The organism is Psychrosphaera haliotis (genome assembly GCF_009728465.1).
GTDB lineage: Bacteria > Pseudomonadota > Gammaproteobacteria > Enterobacterales > Alteromonadaceae > Psychrosphaera > Psychrosphaera haliotis.
Genome location: NZ_WOCD01000005.1, coordinates 643247 through 660809, shown reverse-complemented (window position 1 = coordinate 660809; position 17563 = coordinate 643247). Strand labels below are relative to the sequence as shown.

The 17563-nt window shown below is 39.4% G+C and carries 15 protein-coding genes, 1 tRNA gene and 1 riboswitch; of the genes, 10 read left to right on the top strand and 6 right to left on the bottom strand.

The window, feature by feature from the left end; translation table 11 throughout:
* Window positions 1-52: 52 nt before the first annotated feature.
* Both GNP35_RS13760 and ccoG read right to left on the bottom strand, forming a co-directional pair.
* Window positions 53-1042: a serine/threonine protein kinase gene (locus GNP35_RS13760; protein ID WP_155696744.1), complete on the bottom strand. Its 990-nt coding sequence runs from the start codon at window positions 1040-1042 to the stop codon at window positions 53-55.
* Window positions 1042-2460: a cytochrome c oxidase accessory protein CcoG gene (gene ccoG / locus GNP35_RS13755; protein WP_155696742.1), complete on the bottom strand. Its 1419-nt coding sequence runs from the start codon at window positions 2458-2460 to the stop codon at window positions 1042-1044. Before ccoG ends, GNP35_RS13760 begins: the two co-directional genes overlap by 1 nt.
* Window positions 2461-2613: 153 nt before the next feature.
* Between ccoG and GNP35_RS13750 the strand changes: the two genes are divergently transcribed.
* Entirely contained in the window at window positions 2614-2985 is a 372-nt protein-coding gene (locus GNP35_RS13750; RefSeq protein ID WP_155696740.1) for a hypothetical protein, read from the top strand.
* Here the strand turns inward: GNP35_RS13750 and GNP35_RS13745 are convergent, their stop codons facing one another.
* Window positions 2986-3477 (bottom strand): DUF3299 domain-containing protein, encoded by a 492-nt coding sequence (locus GNP35_RS13745; protein ID WP_155696739.1) that lies wholly within the window; start codon window positions 3475-3477, stop codon window positions 2986-2988.
* A gap of 133 nt (window positions 3478-3610) precedes the next feature.
* Between GNP35_RS13745 and GNP35_RS13740 the strand changes: the two genes are divergently transcribed.
* The 5 genes from GNP35_RS13740 to GNP35_RS13720 all read left to right on the top strand — a co-directional run bounded on the left by GNP35_RS13740 (window position 3611) and on the right by GNP35_RS13720 (window position 8172).
* Complete coding sequence (locus GNP35_RS13740) at window positions 3611-4075, top strand: GNAT family N-acetyltransferase (protein ID WP_155696737.1); 465 nt, start codon at window positions 3611-3613, stop codon at window positions 4073-4075.
* Window positions 4076-4116: 41 nt separating this feature from the next.
* Window positions 4117-4225, top strand: a riboswitch (TPP riboswitch).
* Window positions 4226-4277: 52 nt separating this feature from the next.
* Window positions 4278-6407: a TonB-dependent receptor gene (locus GNP35_RS13735; protein WP_155696735.1), complete on the top strand. Its 2130-nt coding sequence runs from the start codon at window positions 4278-4280 to the stop codon at window positions 6405-6407.
* 11 nt (window positions 6408-6418) lie between these two features.
* Entirely contained in the window at window positions 6419-6685 is a 267-nt protein-coding gene (locus GNP35_RS13730) for a YkoF family thiamine/hydroxymethylpyrimidine-binding protein (RefSeq protein ID WP_155696733.1), read from the top strand.
* 19 nt (window positions 6686-6704) lie between these two features.
* Window positions 6705-7334 (top strand): nicotinamide riboside transporter PnuC, encoded by a 630-nt coding sequence (pnuC, locus tag GNP35_RS13725; protein WP_155696731.1) that lies wholly within the window; start codon window positions 6705-6707, stop codon window positions 7332-7334.
* Entirely contained in the window at window positions 7327-8172 is an 846-nt protein-coding gene (locus GNP35_RS13720; protein WP_196492529.1) for an aminoglycoside phosphotransferase family protein, read from the top strand. The genes pnuC and GNP35_RS13720 overlap by 8 nt, the downstream gene beginning before the upstream one ends.
* 7 nt (window positions 8173-8179) lie before the next feature.
* Here GNP35_RS13720 and GNP35_RS13715 read toward each other — a convergent pair whose 3' ends face one another.
* A complete protein-coding gene (locus tag GNP35_RS13715; RefSeq protein ID WP_155696728.1) occupies window positions 8180-8362 on the bottom strand; it encodes a helix-turn-helix domain-containing protein in 183 nt (60 codons plus the stop codon).
* Between the two features lie 372 nt (window positions 8363-8734).
* On the opposite strand from GNP35_RS13715, the gene GNP35_RS13710 reads away from it, so the two are divergent.
* From GNP35_RS13710 to GNP35_RS16120, 4 genes are all read left to right on the top strand, one after another.
* Window positions 8735-8809, top strand: a tRNA-Arg gene (locus tag GNP35_RS13710).
* 136 nt (window positions 8810-8945) lie between these two features.
* A complete protein-coding gene (locus GNP35_RS13705) occupies window positions 8946-12083 on the top strand; it encodes a DUF3427 domain-containing protein (protein ID WP_155696726.1) in 3138 nt (1045 codons plus the stop codon).
* Between the two features lie 33 nt (window positions 12084-12116).
* Window positions 12117-12866 carry a PepSY domain-containing protein gene (locus tag GNP35_RS16125; protein ID WP_155696724.1) on the top strand — a complete coding sequence of 250 codons (750 nt, stop codon included), beginning with the start codon at window positions 12117-12119 and terminating at the stop codon, window positions 12864-12866.
* Window positions 12856-13581, top strand: coding sequence for a PepSY domain-containing protein (locus GNP35_RS16120; protein WP_155696722.1), 726 nt, complete (start codon window positions 12856-12858; stop codon window positions 13579-13581). The genes GNP35_RS16125 and GNP35_RS16120 overlap by 11 nt, the downstream gene beginning before the upstream one ends.
* Window positions 13582-13687: 106 nt before the next feature.
* Here GNP35_RS16120 and GNP35_RS13690 read toward each other — a convergent pair whose 3' ends face one another.
* Entirely contained in the window at window positions 13688-16609 is a 2922-nt protein-coding gene (locus GNP35_RS13690) for a TonB-dependent receptor (RefSeq protein ID WP_155696721.1), read from the bottom strand.
* Window positions 16610-16954: 345 nt separating this feature from the next.
* Window positions 16955-17437: a LabA-like NYN domain-containing protein gene (locus GNP35_RS13685; RefSeq protein ID WP_155696719.1), complete on the bottom strand. Its 483-nt coding sequence runs from the start codon at window positions 17435-17437 to the stop codon at window positions 16955-16957.
* Between the last annotated feature and the right edge of the window lie 126 nt (window positions 17438-17563).

The following is a 17563-nucleotide window of genomic DNA, read 5'->3' as shown; positions in this document are numbered from 1 at the left end:
TTTTTAATAATTATTGCGACAACGATACAAGATTACAACTTAAAAGTGGAGACTAATATCCTAACTTAAGTAATGGTTGTTCTATCGCAGAGAGCTGCTCTTTAAGCGCTAAAACTTGTTGTTCCCAGTATTTGTCTGTATTAAACCAAGAAAAGTTCCTTGGAAATGCTGGATCAGACCATCTTTTTGCTAACCAAGTCATATACATAAGCATACGCCTTGCACGAAGTGGCTCTATAATCGCAAACTCTTCGTGATTAAAAGGCCTAAACATTTCATAGCCCTCAATAATGGTATCAAGCTGCAACGTCTGTTGTTGCCTATCACCACTTAACATCATCCAAATATCTTGAATGGCAGGGCCGGTAATACAGTCATCAAAATCTACAAGTACCGCGTCATCTGATTCTGAACCCGGTTGCCACAAAATATTACCCGTATGGCAATCACCATGGAGGCGAATGTTTTTCAGGTTGTTTGGCAAATGTTGGCAGCTTAACGTTATGACTTTATCAAGGTCTTGGAAAAAGGCGTCTTGTAAATATCTTGGAACAAGTTCACTCTTTCTTAGATACTCGGCCGCTTCTGTTAAGTCTTGTTTAATATTGATTGTTAAACGATGTTCAAACGGTTTTGCGTCACTAATATTATGGATTCTTCCTAACAGTTGACCTAAACGCTCTAAATGATCTAAATCATCCAGTTCAAACATTCGACCACCTACGCTTGGAAATAAGCTAAAGCGGTGACCGCCATACTCAAGCAAGGTTTTACCGTCAAACTCAATAGGCGCAACCGCTTCAATATCGTGTTCGGCCAATTCCAAACTAAACTGGTGCTCTTCAATTATTTGTTCGTCGCTCCAGCGCTCAGGGCGATAAAACTTTACCACGTAGCGCTTTTTTTCTTCCGCTACAAACTGATAAACCCGGTTTTCATAGCTATTTAATGCAAGTAACCCTGACTCCGGATAAATACCCGTTGACTCAATTGCATCAAGAATTAAATCTGGTCCTAGCTCTGAAAAATCAAATTGTGACATTAACGTCCCTTAAAAAATCGAGTCTCTTCTGAAACTTCTAACTCACCATTGGAGCTACGTATAATAATAGTTATGCCAGTTACCGGACGCTTTAACTCAACCGGGTCAACGGCAATACTTATTGGTTGGTTGTACACTTCACCCGCCGCAACAGCAAATTCACGCTCGCCATAAAACTCATAGTCGGATAAACCGTCAACAGAAATTGAATAAGTCGCATTTGTCTGGCTCTTGTTCAATACTTGTAGGGTAAATGTGTTTTCAACTAAACCATCATTATTAACACGATAAAGCGCATTTCTATCACGTTCAATGTTTAGTTCCAATGGGATACGTGACACTACCTGCCATACAAATGCAGCAGACATTATTACGGTAACTAATCCATAGCCAATTAACTTAGTACGAAGCTTTTTAGTAGGTTTGCCTTCCAAACTGTGCTCAGTAGTATAAGAAATAAGACCTTTTGGATAGTTCATTTTGTCCATGGTCTCATCACAAGCATCAATACAGGCACCACAGTTTATGCACTCGTACTGTAAGCCATTTCGGATATCAATGCCGGTTGGGCAAACTTGTACACACAAGTTACAGTCAACACAGTCGCCCATGCCAATCTCTTTAGGATCTGCCTTTTTAGGGCGAGGACCACGTTTCTCACCACGTGCAGCGTCATAGGTAACTGTGTAGGTATCTTTATCAAACATTGATGATTGAAAACGAGCGTAAGGGCAGATATGCAAACACATAATTTCACGCATCCAGCCAGCGTTTGCATAAGTACAACCTGCAAAAAAGAGGGTCCAACCTACGACCATGGCAGAAGATTCAAAGGTGAAAAAGTCGATGAATAACTGATCAACCGGCACAAAATAACCAATGAAAGTAAGTGAGGTTAATAATGAAATAACCCACCAAGCAGTATGTTTTAAGCCTTTTTTCCAAACCTTTGTAAAGCTAAGCGGCATGGAATCAAACTTTTTACGTTTGTTAGCTGAACCTTCAATTTTTTCTTCAAACCAAATAAACATGAAGGTCCAAACGGTTTGCGGACACATATATCCGCACCAGACTCGACCATAGAAGGTAGTGACAACAAACAGGAGGAAAGCAGAAATAATTAACAATGACGAGAAAATAGTTAAATCTTGAGGCCAAAGCGTTAGCCCAAAAATATTGAATTGTTGATTCACAATATCCAATAAAATTGCTTGTTGACCATTCCAGTTTAGCCAAGGCAATAAGGCAAATAAGCCTAAAAAGAATATACCCATTTTACGACGTATAGCCTGATGTAAACCTTTAACTGCTCGCACATAAATGCGACTTCGTAGGTTATAGGTTGCATTTTCATCTACTTTAGGCTTGTATACCTTTACGTCAGCTGGGATGTTCTTTACGTCAATGCGATCGTTCATTGTTTTACCTGCTACTGTATGTCAAAACAAATTATAAGTCAGAAACTGAAATAATAATGAAACTAAATTATAAAACGTTGATCTAATTCTATAGATCATCATTTTGTTAAAATTTGATGCCAATTATTGGCTGTTGTTCAAATTGGAGTACCCATGAAGTTCTTAATTTTTATTATATTAGTGATTACTGTATTAACGGTTGATCACCCTGAAGTAAATAAAGTTAGAAGCTACCTCGTAAATCTTATTGGCCAAACTGCTGAAGGCGAATACTCAAGAGGTAAAGTTCCGCAACGTATTTATAATGAAATCAGTATGCAATTTGATTCATTTAAGCCTCGCGAAGAGGAATACGTTAAAGAAATTACCAAAAGCTCCAGAGACTTAATGACCTTTTATGGTACTTACTGTCAAAACGGTGAATTTAACCCAAAAATGTCGGCTTACAATGTTCGAGTTGTCTGTGTAAAAGTAACTGAGCAGTTTACCGACTTGGAAAACGAAATTATTCGAAAACGAGACTAATTAAAAGTCATCGTAAGGGGCAATGGATATGCCTTTCATCGTATAACCCACTTGAGCTAACTCTCCACTCCACGTTTCCGTCGCTATTTTACCCGTCACCCAAATTGGGTCGTACATTGACGAGGCTGGCGCACCTTCTTTAAACGTGACATGAATAATTTGATTCGATGGCGGTGGTGGAACGTGTACGCAAGCACCAAAATACGGAACCAATAAAAACTCCGTTACCAATTCATTTTCACCTTCAAGCGGCACAACAAATCCAGGAATTTTAACGGTTTTACCATCTAGTTCTTTTACTACGGGGGCATTGATAGATTGAGGACCGGCCATGGCATGACCAATTTCTTCAATGGTAGGAATGGCTTTCACATAATCTTTAGGTTCTAAATCAGACCACTCTAATTCCTTCACGTCATCATTAGCGAAGGCAGGCATTAAAAAAAGTGAAAATGCGAGAAGAAAACCAGAGCGAATTAAATGTGATGTCATAGTGCGTTAACCTAATTGATTAAATATGAGGCCGCAGAATACCTTACAGGTGGCTAAAAAACCAAGTCTATCTGTTATTTTTGCGATAAACGTGGTTACATTATCGACTAGTGAATAAAAAGAACTTAAATGTATGACCGATCGTAATATCCAATGGCAGATAAAAGCGTTTGCCGAACTCACAGTGACCGAGCTGTATGACATTTTGCAGGCACGTTCAGACGTATTTGTAGTGGAGCAGACCTGTATCTATTCAGATATGGATGGCGTTGATAAACTACCTGATTGTTATCAACTTTTTGCTTATGACGGTGACCAATTGGTTGGAACTTGTAGGCTTATTGCAAAAGGGATTGCGTATGATGAGTACTGTGCCATTGGCCGAGTATTAATTACCGATTCATACCGAGGAAAGAAGTTAGCAGCGCCAATGATGGAAGCAGCAATAGCGGAGGTTCAGCGTTTGTGGCCAACGACAAAATGCAAAATTTCGGCACAACAACATTTAGAAAATTTTTATGAATCTGTGGGTTTTGAAACCGTGACAGAAATGTATTTAGAAGATGATATTCCACACATTGGAATGATTTTAAATTAAACAGGGCTAGCATTTTTTATTTAAATCAATAGAATGGCGCCCGAAACACCAAGGGGTGTATGCGTGTAAAAGCGACATACTGAGACGTTAATCGGACCCTTAGAACCTGATCCGGCTTGTACCGGCGTAGGGATGGTAAATCCAGGACTACTCGCGCTTACGACCGGGTCTTTTGTTAATTTTATCTACAAGAGATCCAAATATGACACTTAATAAAACTGCAATTGCAGTATTAACCGCACTTCCGTTTTTCAGTTTGGCCGCAGAGCCAACAAGCAAAAACAACGCTATTGAAACCATTGAAGTAAAGGGTGAACTTTTACCCACTCCAGAAAGCAAAGCCGCAAATTCGTTGCAAGTTTTAACGCAAGAAAGCTTAGAGCAATCAGGCGCTAGCCATTTACAAGACGCATTACAGCAACTTGGTAATGTGAACTTTGCCGCAGGTGCTTCTCGTGCTCGTTTTATTCAAATTAGAGGCATTGGCGAACGTAGCCAGTTTGTTGACCCAATAAACCCATCTGTTGGTATGGCGATAGACGGTATTGATTACTCGGGTATTGGTACCGCCGCTGGCTTGTTTGATATTGGCCAAGTAGAAGTTTACAAAGGGCCACAAGGTAGTAGCGTTGGAGCAAACGCAATGGCCGGCTTCATTAATATGTATAGCACGCAACCTCAAGAAAACGCCGCTAACCGCTTTCGTGTAGAAGCCGGTAACTACGGCTTGTTTAATGTAGGTATTGCCGCAGGCACGGAATTCAATTCTGATGTACAAGGGCGTTTTTCGTTAAACCAGCTAACAAGTGACGGCTTTGTTGAAAACAAAACACTGAACAAAGACGATACAAATGACATTAATGAATTGTCGTTTAGAGGCTTGTTAGATGTAGAGTTTAACAACGAAGTGACTTCACAGTTTGTTTTGCATTACTTTGACATTGATAACGGTTATGACGCATTTTCACTAGACCAAGACCGTACAACACTGTCGGACGAGCCTGGTGAAGACAAACAAGAGACTTTAGCATTAGGTGTTAATACAACGTATACCGGATTTGAAAACACCGACCTTACCGTGATGTTAAGTCATAGCGATTCAGACTTAGCCTACGGTTATGACGAAGATTGGACATTTGTTGGCATTCACGAAGATGGTTATTCGTCCACTGACAACTATATGCGTGACCGAGTGGCAAACCAAGCTGACATCAGGTTTGTAAGCAAAGATAAAAGCTGGGTAGCCGGAGTTTATTTTCAATCTAAAGACGTTGATTTAACACGTGAATACACTTGGTTATCAAATAACTTTGTTAGTAACTATGAGCAAACAAACGCCGCTATTTATGGTGAAAAACGTTATGCGCTAACAAACGACATTAATATTTCTGCAGGTTTACGAATCGAAAACCACGATGGCGACTATTCAGACTCTAACTTAGTGAACGAAAGTACCTCGGACACTATGATTGGCGGCCATTTAACGGCGACCAAACAGTATGACGAAAACACTATGGTTTATACACGTTTAAGTCGTGGATTTAAGTCTGGTGGTGCTAACGGCGAAGCTTTAAGTAAATTAAACGAACCAGGCCTAGAGCGTTACTACAATTTACTTCGAGAGAATGGCAGCTTTGACCCAGAAGTATTAAACAACGTTGAATTAGGTATGCGTTATAACAATACAGACCGTGGTGTAAAAGCCAGTGCCGTGGTGTTTTACTCTAGCCGACACGACATGCAAATCAAGCAGTGGTTTACCAATGAAGCAGAAGTTCGTGAATTAGGTGAGCAACCAGAGTTTGTAGGTTATGTTTCTAATACGCCAAATGGTGCTAACTATGGTGTTGAAACAAATATTCAATATCAACTAAATCAAAACGTGTCGGTATTTGCAGGCGTTTCGTTGTTAAGTACTGAAATTGATGACATGTACCGCTTAGAGACTGATCCTGAAACATGGGAAGACGTGCGCGTAAATATCAACGGACGTGAACAGGCACACGCACCAAGCTATCAATATCAGCTAGGCTTCAATTGGCAGGTTGCGGATAGAATTACGTGGAATACGTCAATTAATGGTCGTGATGAGTACTATTACTCTTTTAGTCACGATGAAAAGTCACAAGCAATTAACCTAGTAAACATGTCAGTAACTTATCAAGGTGACAATTTTGACGTGACGCTATGGGGTCGTAACCTTGGTGATAAAGACTATGGAGTTCGCGGATTTTACTTTGGTAACGATCCACGAGATGGTTGGGTTGCAAAGTCATATGAGCAGCTAGGTGAGCCAAGTGTATTTGGCCTTAAGTTAGACGTGTTATTTTAGGAGAGACTATTATGAAACTAAGTGTAGAAATAAGTAAGTATCCACTAACTGAAGGCGACTACGTTGCGGCTATTCAAGACTTTATTGACCGTATTAATGCGTACGAAGACATCAGTGTGATCACAAATTACATGAGCACCCAACTATTTGGTGATTTTGATACAGTGACAAATGCGTTAAACAAGGAGCTTAAAACAAGCTTTGAGAAACACGGCACGAGTATCTTTGTATGCAAATTTATTCCTGGAGATTTACAGGCCAAATACGGCAATAAATAATCAAACTAGGTAGACCGTTATGATGGAACAACTGTTAACAGGTTTTAATGCAATGTCAGTGTGGGAATACATTGGCGTTGCAACAGGACTGATGTATTTGTTGCTAGCGATCAAGCAAAGTAGCTGGTGTTGGCCAGCTGCTTTTGTAAGCACGCTAATTTATATGAATCTATTTTGGCAGGGTGCTTTGTTGCTTGAAAGTGCGCTGAACTTTTATTATTTATTAATGGCTATTTATGGTTGGTGGCAATGGAACGGTGGTTTAGAGGAATCTAATACTAAGCCTGTCGTGTCTTGGTCATTGAACAAACACACAAAAATAGTGGTTGTATTAACTATTATAAGTTTAGTGGTTGGCTTTTTAGCCGATGAGTACACCACTCAAAAAATGGCCTATTTAGACTCTTTCACTACTTGCTTTGCTGTATATACAACTTATATGGTGACGCAAAAAGTATTGGAAAACTGGCTGTACTGGTTATTTATAGATGTAGCGTCTATTTACCTTTATTACCAAACTGGATACTTGCCAACTGCGGCTTTATTCGTACTTTATACTTTCTTAGCGTTAAAAGGTTATGTGGAGTGGCGAGACGAATTACAAGACAAGCCCATTGGCGATAAAAAGCAGGCAACAACGCTTGGATAAAACAAGCGTATTAGAAAAAATCACTGGGCTGCTTGGTAGCTCGGTGATTTCATTTGAGCCGCAAAAAGAAGCGCGTAACAGCGTGTTTAAAATACACCTTCAAGATGATTCCGTTTGGTTTTTAAAGCAATTACCACACTCACCGCATTTTCATGAAACATCTGTTGCTAATATTGACTCAAGATTAATCCCTCAAGCCTCAATACCAAAAGTGTTAATATTTGAATACGACAACCAAAAGTTCGCATTACTAAGTAATGTGCCTTACGTCGGCTCAATTAACTTATCTAGTAATAGTAATAGCACGAGCAACAACAATAACGAGTTAGTAGTACGGGCTTTAAGGCAAGTTCACACAATGCCGCAGTGGCCACAACTTGTGGAGCTAACACTGCCATCCGTAACACCGTTAATTGATACATACCTACCAAATAGTCCATCTCAGGTTTATGAAAAGCTACAGCAAATTGAATTAAGTATAACGGACAGTGCGTTTCAGGGCGTTTTACATGGCGATTTATCACAAGGTAATATTTACCTAACAAATGATAAAAAAGTGGGTTTAATAGACTGGGAATTTGCTGCAATTGGCGATGTTCGTTGGGACTTAGCGGCGCTTGCCGTTGAGCACGCATTACCAAGAGCGGAATTTAGCGAGTTGCTGAAACAATATTGCCAAGTAGCTAATTACAACTGCCACTTATTCTTAAGCGAAGCGGAATATTGGCTAGTTTATTATTGGCTTGTGACTATGGATTGGTCAGAACAGAATGAGTTTAAAACGTTAGATTATCGAAATCTTACTCAAGATATGAAATCGATAATCCAGCAGTTTTAATAACGACTTAGATTCCACCAAGTCGTTGTGCAATCTCTTTGTACTTCTCTACATCAGTTTGATCAAATAACGGGTTACCATCGTCATCTTTATCTGCAGCACGCAATAAATGCTCACGCTCTAATCGGATTACTCGTACGTCTTTAACACCTAAAAACTCTGCAACTTCATCCACCGTCATTAATGACATTGGCTATCTCCTGAAAGTAATTGTATAAAATTTAATAAAACTATAGCTGATATTTAGTAAACCATACTAGTTCATGACCTTTTTTTTACCATATTTTAACCAAGATTAAAAATTAACCGTCTAAAAACCAACGCGCTAGACTCATTCTTGTAAAATGCGTATGATTCACGACGCTAATTAGCAGCGTCTTAGGCGCGACCATAACTAGCAGTAAGTCATTTGGTACTTTCCTAGCGAAACCAACATGACGTATCTCTGAGGAGGTTACGCCATTTGGCAAGACCCAAATTGAGGGTTACGTCGTTTTGGTGAAAATGCAGTAAATTTGAAACAGTTCGACGCAATGTCGAAAACGCAAAAAAGTTAGTAAACGCTCCCGTGGTGAAATGGATCTCACGTGTCTCTCCGGAAGATAAGTTACAGGTTCGATTCCTGTCGGGAGCGCCATTCTTAAAATTTCCAACCGTTAAAATGTCCGCAAACCTTGTGACCAAAAACATTAAGTAGCTTTTGTTTTACTTGCACCAGAACGTACAGGCTGCAATGATATGAAAAAGCAACAAAAGGACTTAGTGCCAAAGCCATGAATCATACTGGAATATATGAACAACTCATCACGACTCTAATTTCTAAAAACCTAAATCATGATAAATTTTATGTAGGTGAGAAGGTTTTAGAAAAAGCAGACGCTGCTATTTGGCTTTCACGTTTTTTAAGCAAAATTGTCGAATTCTCTTTAAATAGTTTACCAAGTGGAGAAGAGAAGCTTGGTAATCAAATCGAATTATCCAATCAACTCATTCTATGGTTAAAGGACAAACTTCAAGATGACCAGTTTTTTGAAGACAACCTTTTAGACAACCAAGGGAAAATACTCACGGCTTTGTATGAAACTGAAAACCCCGTTGCCGCGAATTTAAAAGAGTATGTTGGTAATGTATTTCCATTAACAGGTTTAACGCAAAGTGAATTGTTTTGTGGCAGTAATGCTGGGCTGTCTGTAGAAAGTGAGCTCAAGCGTGAAATAATGTCCTCAAATACAGTGTATTGGCTAGTGTCATTTGTTAAATGGTCGGGTATACGAATTTTTAAAAAGGAACTTGAAGAATTTACAAGAAGTGGGCGACAGCTGAGGGTGATTACAACTTCTTATATGGGTGCAACGGATGCTAAAGCTGTTGAGTTCTTGGCGTCTTTACCGAATACAAAAGTTAAGCTTAGCTATAATACTCAACGCGAACGCCTGCATGCTAAAAGTTACCTATTTATTAGAGATACTGGCTTTCATACTGGTTATATAGGCTCTTCTAATTTATCTCACTCAGCACTAACCAGTGGTTTAGAGTGGAACTTAAAGATCACCTCTCAAGAGATCCCGCATATTATTGAGCGTTCAATAAACACTTTTGAGTCCTACTGGAACTCACCAGATTTTGAATTATTTGATGGTAATGTTGAAGCTAAAGAAAAATTAAACAATGCTCTGAAACAGGCAACAAACTCTTTGTCTGAACCAGGTGCTCATTACTTTGAAATCAAGCCGTTTTCTCACCAAAAAGAAATATTAGAGCAATTAGAAATTGAGAGGAGTTTGCACAAAAGGTTTAAGAACCTAGTTGTTGCGGCAACCGGAACTGGAAAAACGATAATATCGGCTTTTGACTTTGCTGATTTTTTAAAGAAAGCACCTAATGCAAAGTTTCTATTTGTTGCGCATCGTGAGGAAATATTAAAGCAGGCCAGGCTAGCCTATCAAGGAGTTTTAAAAGACTCGCAGTTTGGAGACCTTTGGGTTGGTAACTATAGACCTGAAAGTTTTAAACATTTATTTGCCTCAGTGCAGACTCTGAATAACCAATTAAATGACCCTTCAAACGACTTCCAGCTGTCGAGTGATTATTACGACTATATTGTTATTGATGAAGTTCACCATGTGAGTGCGGCTTCTTATAGAAATATTTTAAGTTACTTTAACCCCAATATTCTGCTTGGTTTAACAGCAACACCAGAAAGGCATGATGGAAGTAGTATTTTAGATGATTTTTGCGGTGTTATTGCCGCTGAAATTCGTTTGCCGGAAGCAATTAATAAGCGTCACTTGTGCCCATTTCAGTACTTCGGAGTAGATGACGACACCGACCTTTCTGGTATTAGTTGGAGTAAAGGTCGTTACGATATAGCTCAGTTAACTAATGTATATACAAACAATCAACATCGTGTAGATAAAATATACCAAACGATGCAAGAACTTATTACATCAGTTCATGACATGAAGTCTTTGGCATTTTGCGTGAGTCAGGCTCACGCTGAGTACATGTGTAAGCAATTTACATTAAAGGGTATTAAGTGTGATTATCTAACCAGTGTAAATAGCCATGAACGGTCACAAAAGCAGTTGGCCTTAAGAAGTGGACTTATAAATATCTTATTTGTTGTTGATATTTTTAATGAAGGTATTGATATACCGGAAGTAGACACCTTACTATTTTTGAGGCCAACAGAGAGTTTAACTATATTTTTACAACAGTTGGGTCGAGGTTTACGTTTAGCTGAGGGCAAGGATGCTTGTACCGTACTGGACTTTGTGGGAAATGCTAATGCAAATTATGACTTTGCTAATAAGTTCAGGGCTCTGGTAGGGAAAACTAGTACTTCTATGAGCGATGAAGTCAAACAAGGCTTTCCTCATGCACCGTTAGGGTGTCGTATAGAGTTATCAAAGTTAACACAAGAAAGAGTATTGTCGAATATTCGAAACGCTTTACTTAGCAAAAACCGCCTTATTGGATTAATAAAACATTTTGAACAGCACTCGACGTTGCCGTTATCGCTTCAAAACTTTATGAAAGTTCATCCTCAGGTGAGTTTAGATCTTGTATATAAAAAGGGCACATGGACTGAGTTATGCCAGGAAGCCGGTAAAGTTCAAGTTAATAGTGAGCTACCGCTTAAAAACTTTGCTCGAATGGTAAAGACAAGATTATTGGTGTGCGATGACTATGATTACTTAGGCGCAATACAACGGATGCTTCTTTCCAAAGAGGCAGATGTTAACGCTCTGCATGGACTAATGCTGCATTATGATTTGTGGCAAAAGCCGGGAGGTGCGGTCGGTTTTAGTAGTGTGCATGAAAGTTTAAATGTCCTTTATGATGAGCGACTAAAAAGTGAGTTGTTATCGGTTATTGAGTTACAGATAAATAAAGTGCAACACAAGCAAATGTCGATGCCGATGATGGGAAACCACCCAATCAAACTGCACGCTCGATATACGCGAGAGCAAATTTTAGTGGGCTTTGGTGCTACAACGTTTGAGACTCAACCTACATCTCGTGAAGGTGTTTACAATATTAGGTCAAAAAACATTGAGCTGTTATTTGTGACGCTGAACAAAAGTGACAAGCAGTTTTCTCCAACAACCATGTACCATGACTATGCGATAAACGAAGAGCTATTCCATTGGCAAAGTCAAAACTCTTCGCGACCAGACTCGGGTAAAGGAAAGGAATATATTGATCACGAGTATATAGGAAAGCGGGTTTTCCTTTTTGTTCGAGAGCAATCAAATGATGAGTTTGGCAAGACAATGGGGTTTGTGAATTTTGGCGAAGTACGGTACGTGTCTCATACCGGGAGTCAACCAATGAATATCACTTGGAAGCTTCGTTCGTTAATGCCTGCCTTTATGTGGAAACAAGCAGCTAAATTGTCGTTAGCCTAAAGAAAAAGAAAAAGAAAAAGAAAAAGAAAAGTAATGAAATCCCAACTACCTAGAAAAATACACAAATGGCTTATGTTGTTTGTCGGCCTGCAGGTGTTTATTTGGTCGGTGACAGGCTTATATATGGTGATGACAAATATTCACTATACCCATGGTGAGCATTTGCAAAAGCCAAGTCCTACATTGGATGTATCGTCGTTGAAATTCAATCATGCTGACGTTTTAAAAAGCTACCCAAATGCCGATAGCATTTCATTGTTTAATAGAGTCGGTGAGCCTGTTTTTATGGTTCAGGAAGGGCGAGAGTCTACGTTAGTTAATGCAACCACCAAAGAGTTAATGCCTAAAGTGACGGAACAAGAAGCGCGGGAAATCGCCTTGTTTCAGTTTCATGATTCAGCGGGTGTGATTGCAAAAATTAGTTATTTAAAGGTTAGCGCGCCAAGTGAGTTATCGGCACGACATTTACCGGTTTGGGAAGTACAGTTTGAAGGCATCGCCTCACCTACGTTTTATATTAGTGAGTCAAGTGGGCAAGTGGTTACTAAGCGACATAACCCATGGCGAATATTTGACTGGTTTTGGCGTTTTCATATTATGGATTATTTACATGGAGAAGACGTTGGAAATGTCTTTTTCTTAGCCATTTCTATCACTACGCTTTTATCTACTTTGGCAGGCTGTTGTTTAGTGTACCAACGCGTTTTAAGTAACTCTTTCCTTAACTCTTTCCGCAAGTTTGTCAATAGGTGGGCTAAAAGGCGAACAACTCATGTTAACTAAAAGAGCAAACGCAGTACTGCATAAATGGCTCGCCACTATTGTCTCGATTCAATTGGTAATTTGGCTTGGTACAGGCCTTTATTTTGGCCTAGCAGATGATCCTAAAGCAAGCGGCAATCAATTTAGGCAAAAGGTTGAGCATAAAAGTGAAGGTCTGCAGACGCCAACCTTAATTGCACCAGAAAAGTTGAGCTCTAAACTTACTGACGCAAAAAGAGTATCGCTAGTTTGGCGATTAGATAAACCTTATTACTTGGCATTTTTTCAAGAAAAACCTCACGGTTATCAAAAACAAAGCGTTAAGTGGTTTGACGCGGAAACGGGAGCGCTTTGGGTTATTAATGAGAATTATGTTACTGAGCTAGCGCAGCAGTCTTTAAAGCACACAGAAAAAGCCAAGCTGATGGAAAACGCTACTATAAATTTGATTTCAAGGGGCACAAAAGACATTCCTAGTGAGCGCAATACAATTTGGGCTGTGGCTTTAAATAATACCGACAATACAACCATCTATATTTCTGACGTTTCTCGGAAAGTAATAGCGCATGTTGATGATCATAAACGGTTAAAGAACCTTATGTTTCAGCTGCACTTTATGGATTACTTTAATACCGGCGGGTTTAACAATATCTTTTCAAAAGTGTTTGCTTTGTTAACGCTAATGCTGGCAATAACTGGCTTAAGGTGGTTGTTTATTGCAAGACTTAAAGACTAACGCGTTTGATTCCAGACAAAAAAGCCATCTTTCGATGGCCTTTTATTAGTACTTTATAGGAACCAAGGTAATAGTCACTATTACCAAGCTCCTTAATAAGTAGTGCTTAGAATAAAACTTTAGCACCTAGGTAGAAGCGACGAGGCGCAACCCAGTCTTTTGCTTCACCAAATTCAAATGAACCACTACCAGCAACAAGTTGCTCTTCTTCAGTAACCGCTTGGTCATCTAAGATGTTAAATACATCTAAGAAGAACTCAGCTTCGTAGTCACCAAAGTCTTGAACGTACTTCAAGCGAACGTCTAGTGTTCCAAATGCTGGTGTTTCTTGGCTTGCTAAGTTGCCAGGAGCAATCCAACGTCCGTCGTAACCGCCAAAGTCATATGTAGTTTCTTCACGTAGTGGTAAGTAACGACCATATACGTTTGAAGCTCGGTTATATGCTGTACCAGAGTTCCAGTTATAAACCGCACCTACTTCAAAACCATTGTCAAAGTAATATGTACCTAAGATTTTGAACTGGTGATCAACGTTACCAGGCTGTTTGCCGTACATGTTAGGAGCACGTGGATCTAGGTAGTAGAAGTCACCTTGTAAATCCGCGTTACCGTCTGAGTTAGTGTTACCTTCCGCATCGTTATATGTATAAGACGCTAATAGGTTCCAGTTGTCAGTACGAAGCTTCTTGAATGTTACTTCAACACCTTGGTAGTCACGTTTACCGCCTTCTAGCGTAGCTAGAACATAGTTTGAACCAGGGTTTTCTGTGTAACCAAAGTAAGACAGAGGCAATGCTAAAGATGAACCATCTAATTGGCCGCCTTCTGTATAAACACCTAAGTCGTAATCTTCAAGAATGTCTCGAGTTTTACGGTTTGTATACGTTACAGAGATGTTTGTATCTTCAGTAAGGTTAGTTGAGTAACCTACTAAAAATTCATCTGTGTAAGGTGTTTTAGTTGTAGGCGAGAAGAATGCATCTTGAGTAGCTACACCACCACGCGTACGGAATGTCTGCCATGAACCATCTACAAACACTTGCTCTTCACGAACTGAACCAGTTAGGTTACCAGCAAATGATGTCATGTCAGTACGAACCGGATCGTAGTAACGACCGTGGAATGCCCAAACTTTTGAATCACCGTCACCGTTGATGTCATAAACAGCACTTAAACGGTGCGCAACGTCCCAATCAAATGAGAAGATCTTTTCGCCTGTTGAAGCGTAGTGAGACCATTTTTCAGCACGTAAACCAACGTTTAATGTTAGGTCATCAATGTTGATACTGTCTTGAACATAAAAAGATTGACCTTTAGTTTCAAGTTTAGACTCAGCTTGTTGTGTTTGAATGATACGGTAAACGTTCACATCGCCTGTAGGGTTGCCAGCCGTGCTATTAAATACAATATTTGCTACATCAGCTTCTGCGATACCTGTTGCTGCTGCAATTCGAGCTGCATCATCGTCAGATAAATCTCTGTTACCAATCCAACCGTCAGCATTTGCATACTGGTCATATGTTGTTCCAGCATCTGCCGCGCCAATAGAGGTATATTGTGCAGAGTCACCTGTGTAAACAGAGTTTGTGATGTTTTCATTCGTTTCTGCTGAGTAACCAACTTCAATTGTGTGATAACCAAAGTCGTTAGTATCTAAATAGTATTCAGCATTAACATAGTAGCTTTCTTTATTACGCTCACGTAGCGTGTCTGAACCTAAACCACCAAGGTCAGTATCTGACTGTGTTGTAGTTGAAGCGTCAGCAAAGTAAGCAACGTCGTTACGAGTGCTTTTATCTTTAGCGATATCAGAAAGTTCTGATTCATGACGCATGTAACCAGCATTAAGAACTACGTCGTCCCAAGAATGCGTGTAGTCAATCTTGTAGTTGTCGCCACCTTGCTTACGTGAACGATCTCGGTTTGATAAAGTATCAAACGCGCTGCTACCAGAAACATCAGTAGGATCGTTAAAGTATGTAAATACTAAACGGTCATCGTTAGTTGCCTGCCAAGTTAATTTACCAAAACCTAATGTGCTTTCATTTTCAACAGAACGAGCAATTGCACCAGTTTCTGGATCAGCTACGTCATCTTTACGGTTTTTAAGCTGGTATGAAGCAAAGAACCATAGTTCGTCTTCAATAATTGGACCGCCAAGTGTTACAGCTGTATCAAAAGTAGAGAAACCACTCTGAGATTTAGTTGGGCTGTCATAGTCACCAACTAGGCTGTCGTTTTGGAAGTAGTAGTTAACTGAACCATGGAATTCGTTACTACCCGATTTTGTAACAACACGTGAAACAAGGCCAGAACCGCCCGCATATTTTGCAGGAATTGCACCAGTAATAACTTGTTGTTCCTGAATGATTTCAGAGTTGATGTTGCCACCAAATGTACCCGTCACGTTATCCGTTACGTTTACGCCGTCAATGTAGTAAACATTGTCTGAAGAAGTACCTACGGCACCACCAGCATCTGAGTAGTTAACACCAGATTTTGAAGACGGGTTACCACCACTACTTGGTTTTACACCAGGAGTAAGTTGTAGGTAGCTTTGGTAAGAACGACCAGTTGGCAATGACTCAGTCATATCCAATGTAATGTCCATACCTGTTGTTGCTGACGTTGTATCAATAGCAGATACCGCACGTCCAGATACAACAATTGTTTCCATGTTGCTAGACGCGTTGCTAACTGCATAGCTTAGGTTCAAACTTTTGCCCGTGATAACACGTACGTTGTTTGCTTCAAAAGCTTGAATTTGGGTACCGTTAATACTTACAGTGTATTGGTTTGAAGCGTCTAGTCCGCGAAGAGAAACAAAACCTTCTGCATCTGATACTGCATTTTTGCTAACTAGGCTATCTGGTGCTTTTACTAATACGGTTGCACCTGCGATTGGGTTACCGTTTTGGTCGGTAACTTTGATTTTCAGACCGCCGGTCTCGGCTGCCATAACAGAGCTAGAAAGACCTAGCGCTGCAGCAACTGCAAAAGCAGTTAAACTATTTTTAAAGTTCATCATTATATGTCCCTAAATTTATTTTCTTAGAATTTATTAATTCTTATTTGCTCATGTAAATAGCTAGACATAAGCGCAATGATTATGAACATAATGAAAATGTAATAGATAGCCTCGAAAACCTTACAAAGGGTATATAAGCAGGCTCATCAAGTGGGTTAGAAAATTATTCTCCAGCGAAATTTTTTATCAATAAGAGGTTTGTTGGATGTTTGTTCTTTAAACAATCGACTTCATTAGTTAAAACTATTCGATCTGATGAAAAGTGAATGCACAATACTGTTAACGTCTTGTTACAGATATATTTTAAATTAAATTTTTAGAAAAAATAACCATCGCTCAAAACCTTTATTTCAACCAAGCCGGGTTTATTGGCGTGTAAATATCAGCCGCATCAATGAGTAAATTTGCTGTTAATTTCTCAACTCCAACAACTTGAGTTTTACATTTATTTCGTTTTGTAATGGTTCTTAATAGCAGCTCAAAATCACCGTCGCCCGACATCAATACGATTGTGTCTACGTTTGGTGCATTATCTAGCACATCAATAGTAATCCCCACATCCCAATCTCCTTTAGCACTGCCGTCTGCCCTTTGAATATAAGGTTTTAGTTTTACATCAAAGCCTATGTGTCTTAGCGCATCTTGAAACTTTCGTTGGCCATCGTTATTACTATCTATTGCATAAGCAATAGCGGTAACTATGTTGCCCTGTTCAGACATCTCTTTCCAAAACAAGCGGTAGTCAAAGGAACGGTTAAAGGTTTGTTTGGTGGTGTAATAAATATTTTGTACATCTACAAATATTGCGATATTTCCAAGGTTACTCATGTTTGCAGTCCAATTAATAAATGGCTATTTGATATTGATTTAATTGTGCATTATTTTGAAATACTAACAACTAAATCTGAAATGTAAGAAAGTATGTCAAAGTGTATAAACATATTTATTTTGCTA

What these genes read in the sequence shown, in the direction of transcription:
- GNP35_RS13760 (WP_155696744.1), bottom strand. Translation starts at nt 1,042, where the DNA reads ATGTCACAATTTGATTTTTCAGAGCTAGGACCAGATTTAATTCTTGAT.
- ccoG (WP_155696742.1), bottom strand. Translation starts at nt 2,460, where the DNA reads ATGAACGATCGCATTGACGTAAAGAACATCCCAGCTGACGTAAAGGTA.
- GNP35_RS13750 (WP_155696740.1), top strand. Translation starts at nt 2,614, where the DNA reads ATGAAGTTCTTAATTTTTATTATATTAGTGATTACTGTATTAACGGTT.
- GNP35_RS13745 (WP_155696739.1), bottom strand. Translation starts at nt 3,477, where the DNA reads ATGACATCACATTTAATTCGCTCTGGTTTTCTTCTCGCATTTTCACTT.
- GNP35_RS13740 (WP_155696737.1), top strand. Translation starts at nt 3,611, where the DNA reads ATGACCGATCGTAATATCCAATGGCAGATAAAAGCGTTTGCCGAACTC.
- GNP35_RS13735 (WP_155696735.1), top strand. Translation starts at nt 4,278, where the DNA reads ATGACACTTAATAAAACTGCAATTGCAGTATTAACCGCACTTCCGTTT.
- GNP35_RS13730 (WP_155696733.1), top strand. Translation starts at nt 6,419, where the DNA reads ATGAAACTAAGTGTAGAAATAAGTAAGTATCCACTAACTGAAGGCGAC.
- pnuC (WP_155696731.1), top strand. Translation starts at nt 6,705, where the DNA reads ATGATGGAACAACTGTTAACAGGTTTTAATGCAATGTCAGTGTGGGAA.
- GNP35_RS13715 (WP_155696728.1), bottom strand. Translation starts at nt 8,362, where the DNA reads ATGTCATTAATGACGGTGGATGAAGTTGCAGAGTTTTTAGGTGTTAAA.
- GNP35_RS13705 (WP_155696726.1), top strand. Translation starts at nt 8,946, where the DNA reads ATGAATCATACTGGAATATATGAACAACTCATCACGACTCTAATTTCT.
- GNP35_RS16125 (WP_155696724.1), top strand. Translation starts at nt 12,117, where the DNA reads ATGAAATCCCAACTACCTAGAAAAATACACAAATGGCTTATGTTGTTT.
- GNP35_RS16120 (WP_155696722.1), top strand. Translation starts at nt 12,856, where the DNA reads ATGTTAACTAAAAGAGCAAACGCAGTACTGCATAAATGGCTCGCCACT.
- GNP35_RS13690 (WP_155696721.1), bottom strand. Translation starts at nt 16,609, where the DNA reads ATGATGAACTTTAAAAATAGTTTAACTGCTTTTGCAGTTGCTGCAGCG.
- GNP35_RS13685 (WP_155696719.1), bottom strand. Translation starts at nt 17,437, where the DNA reads ATGAGTAACCTTGGAAATATCGCAATATTTGTAGATGTACAAAATATT.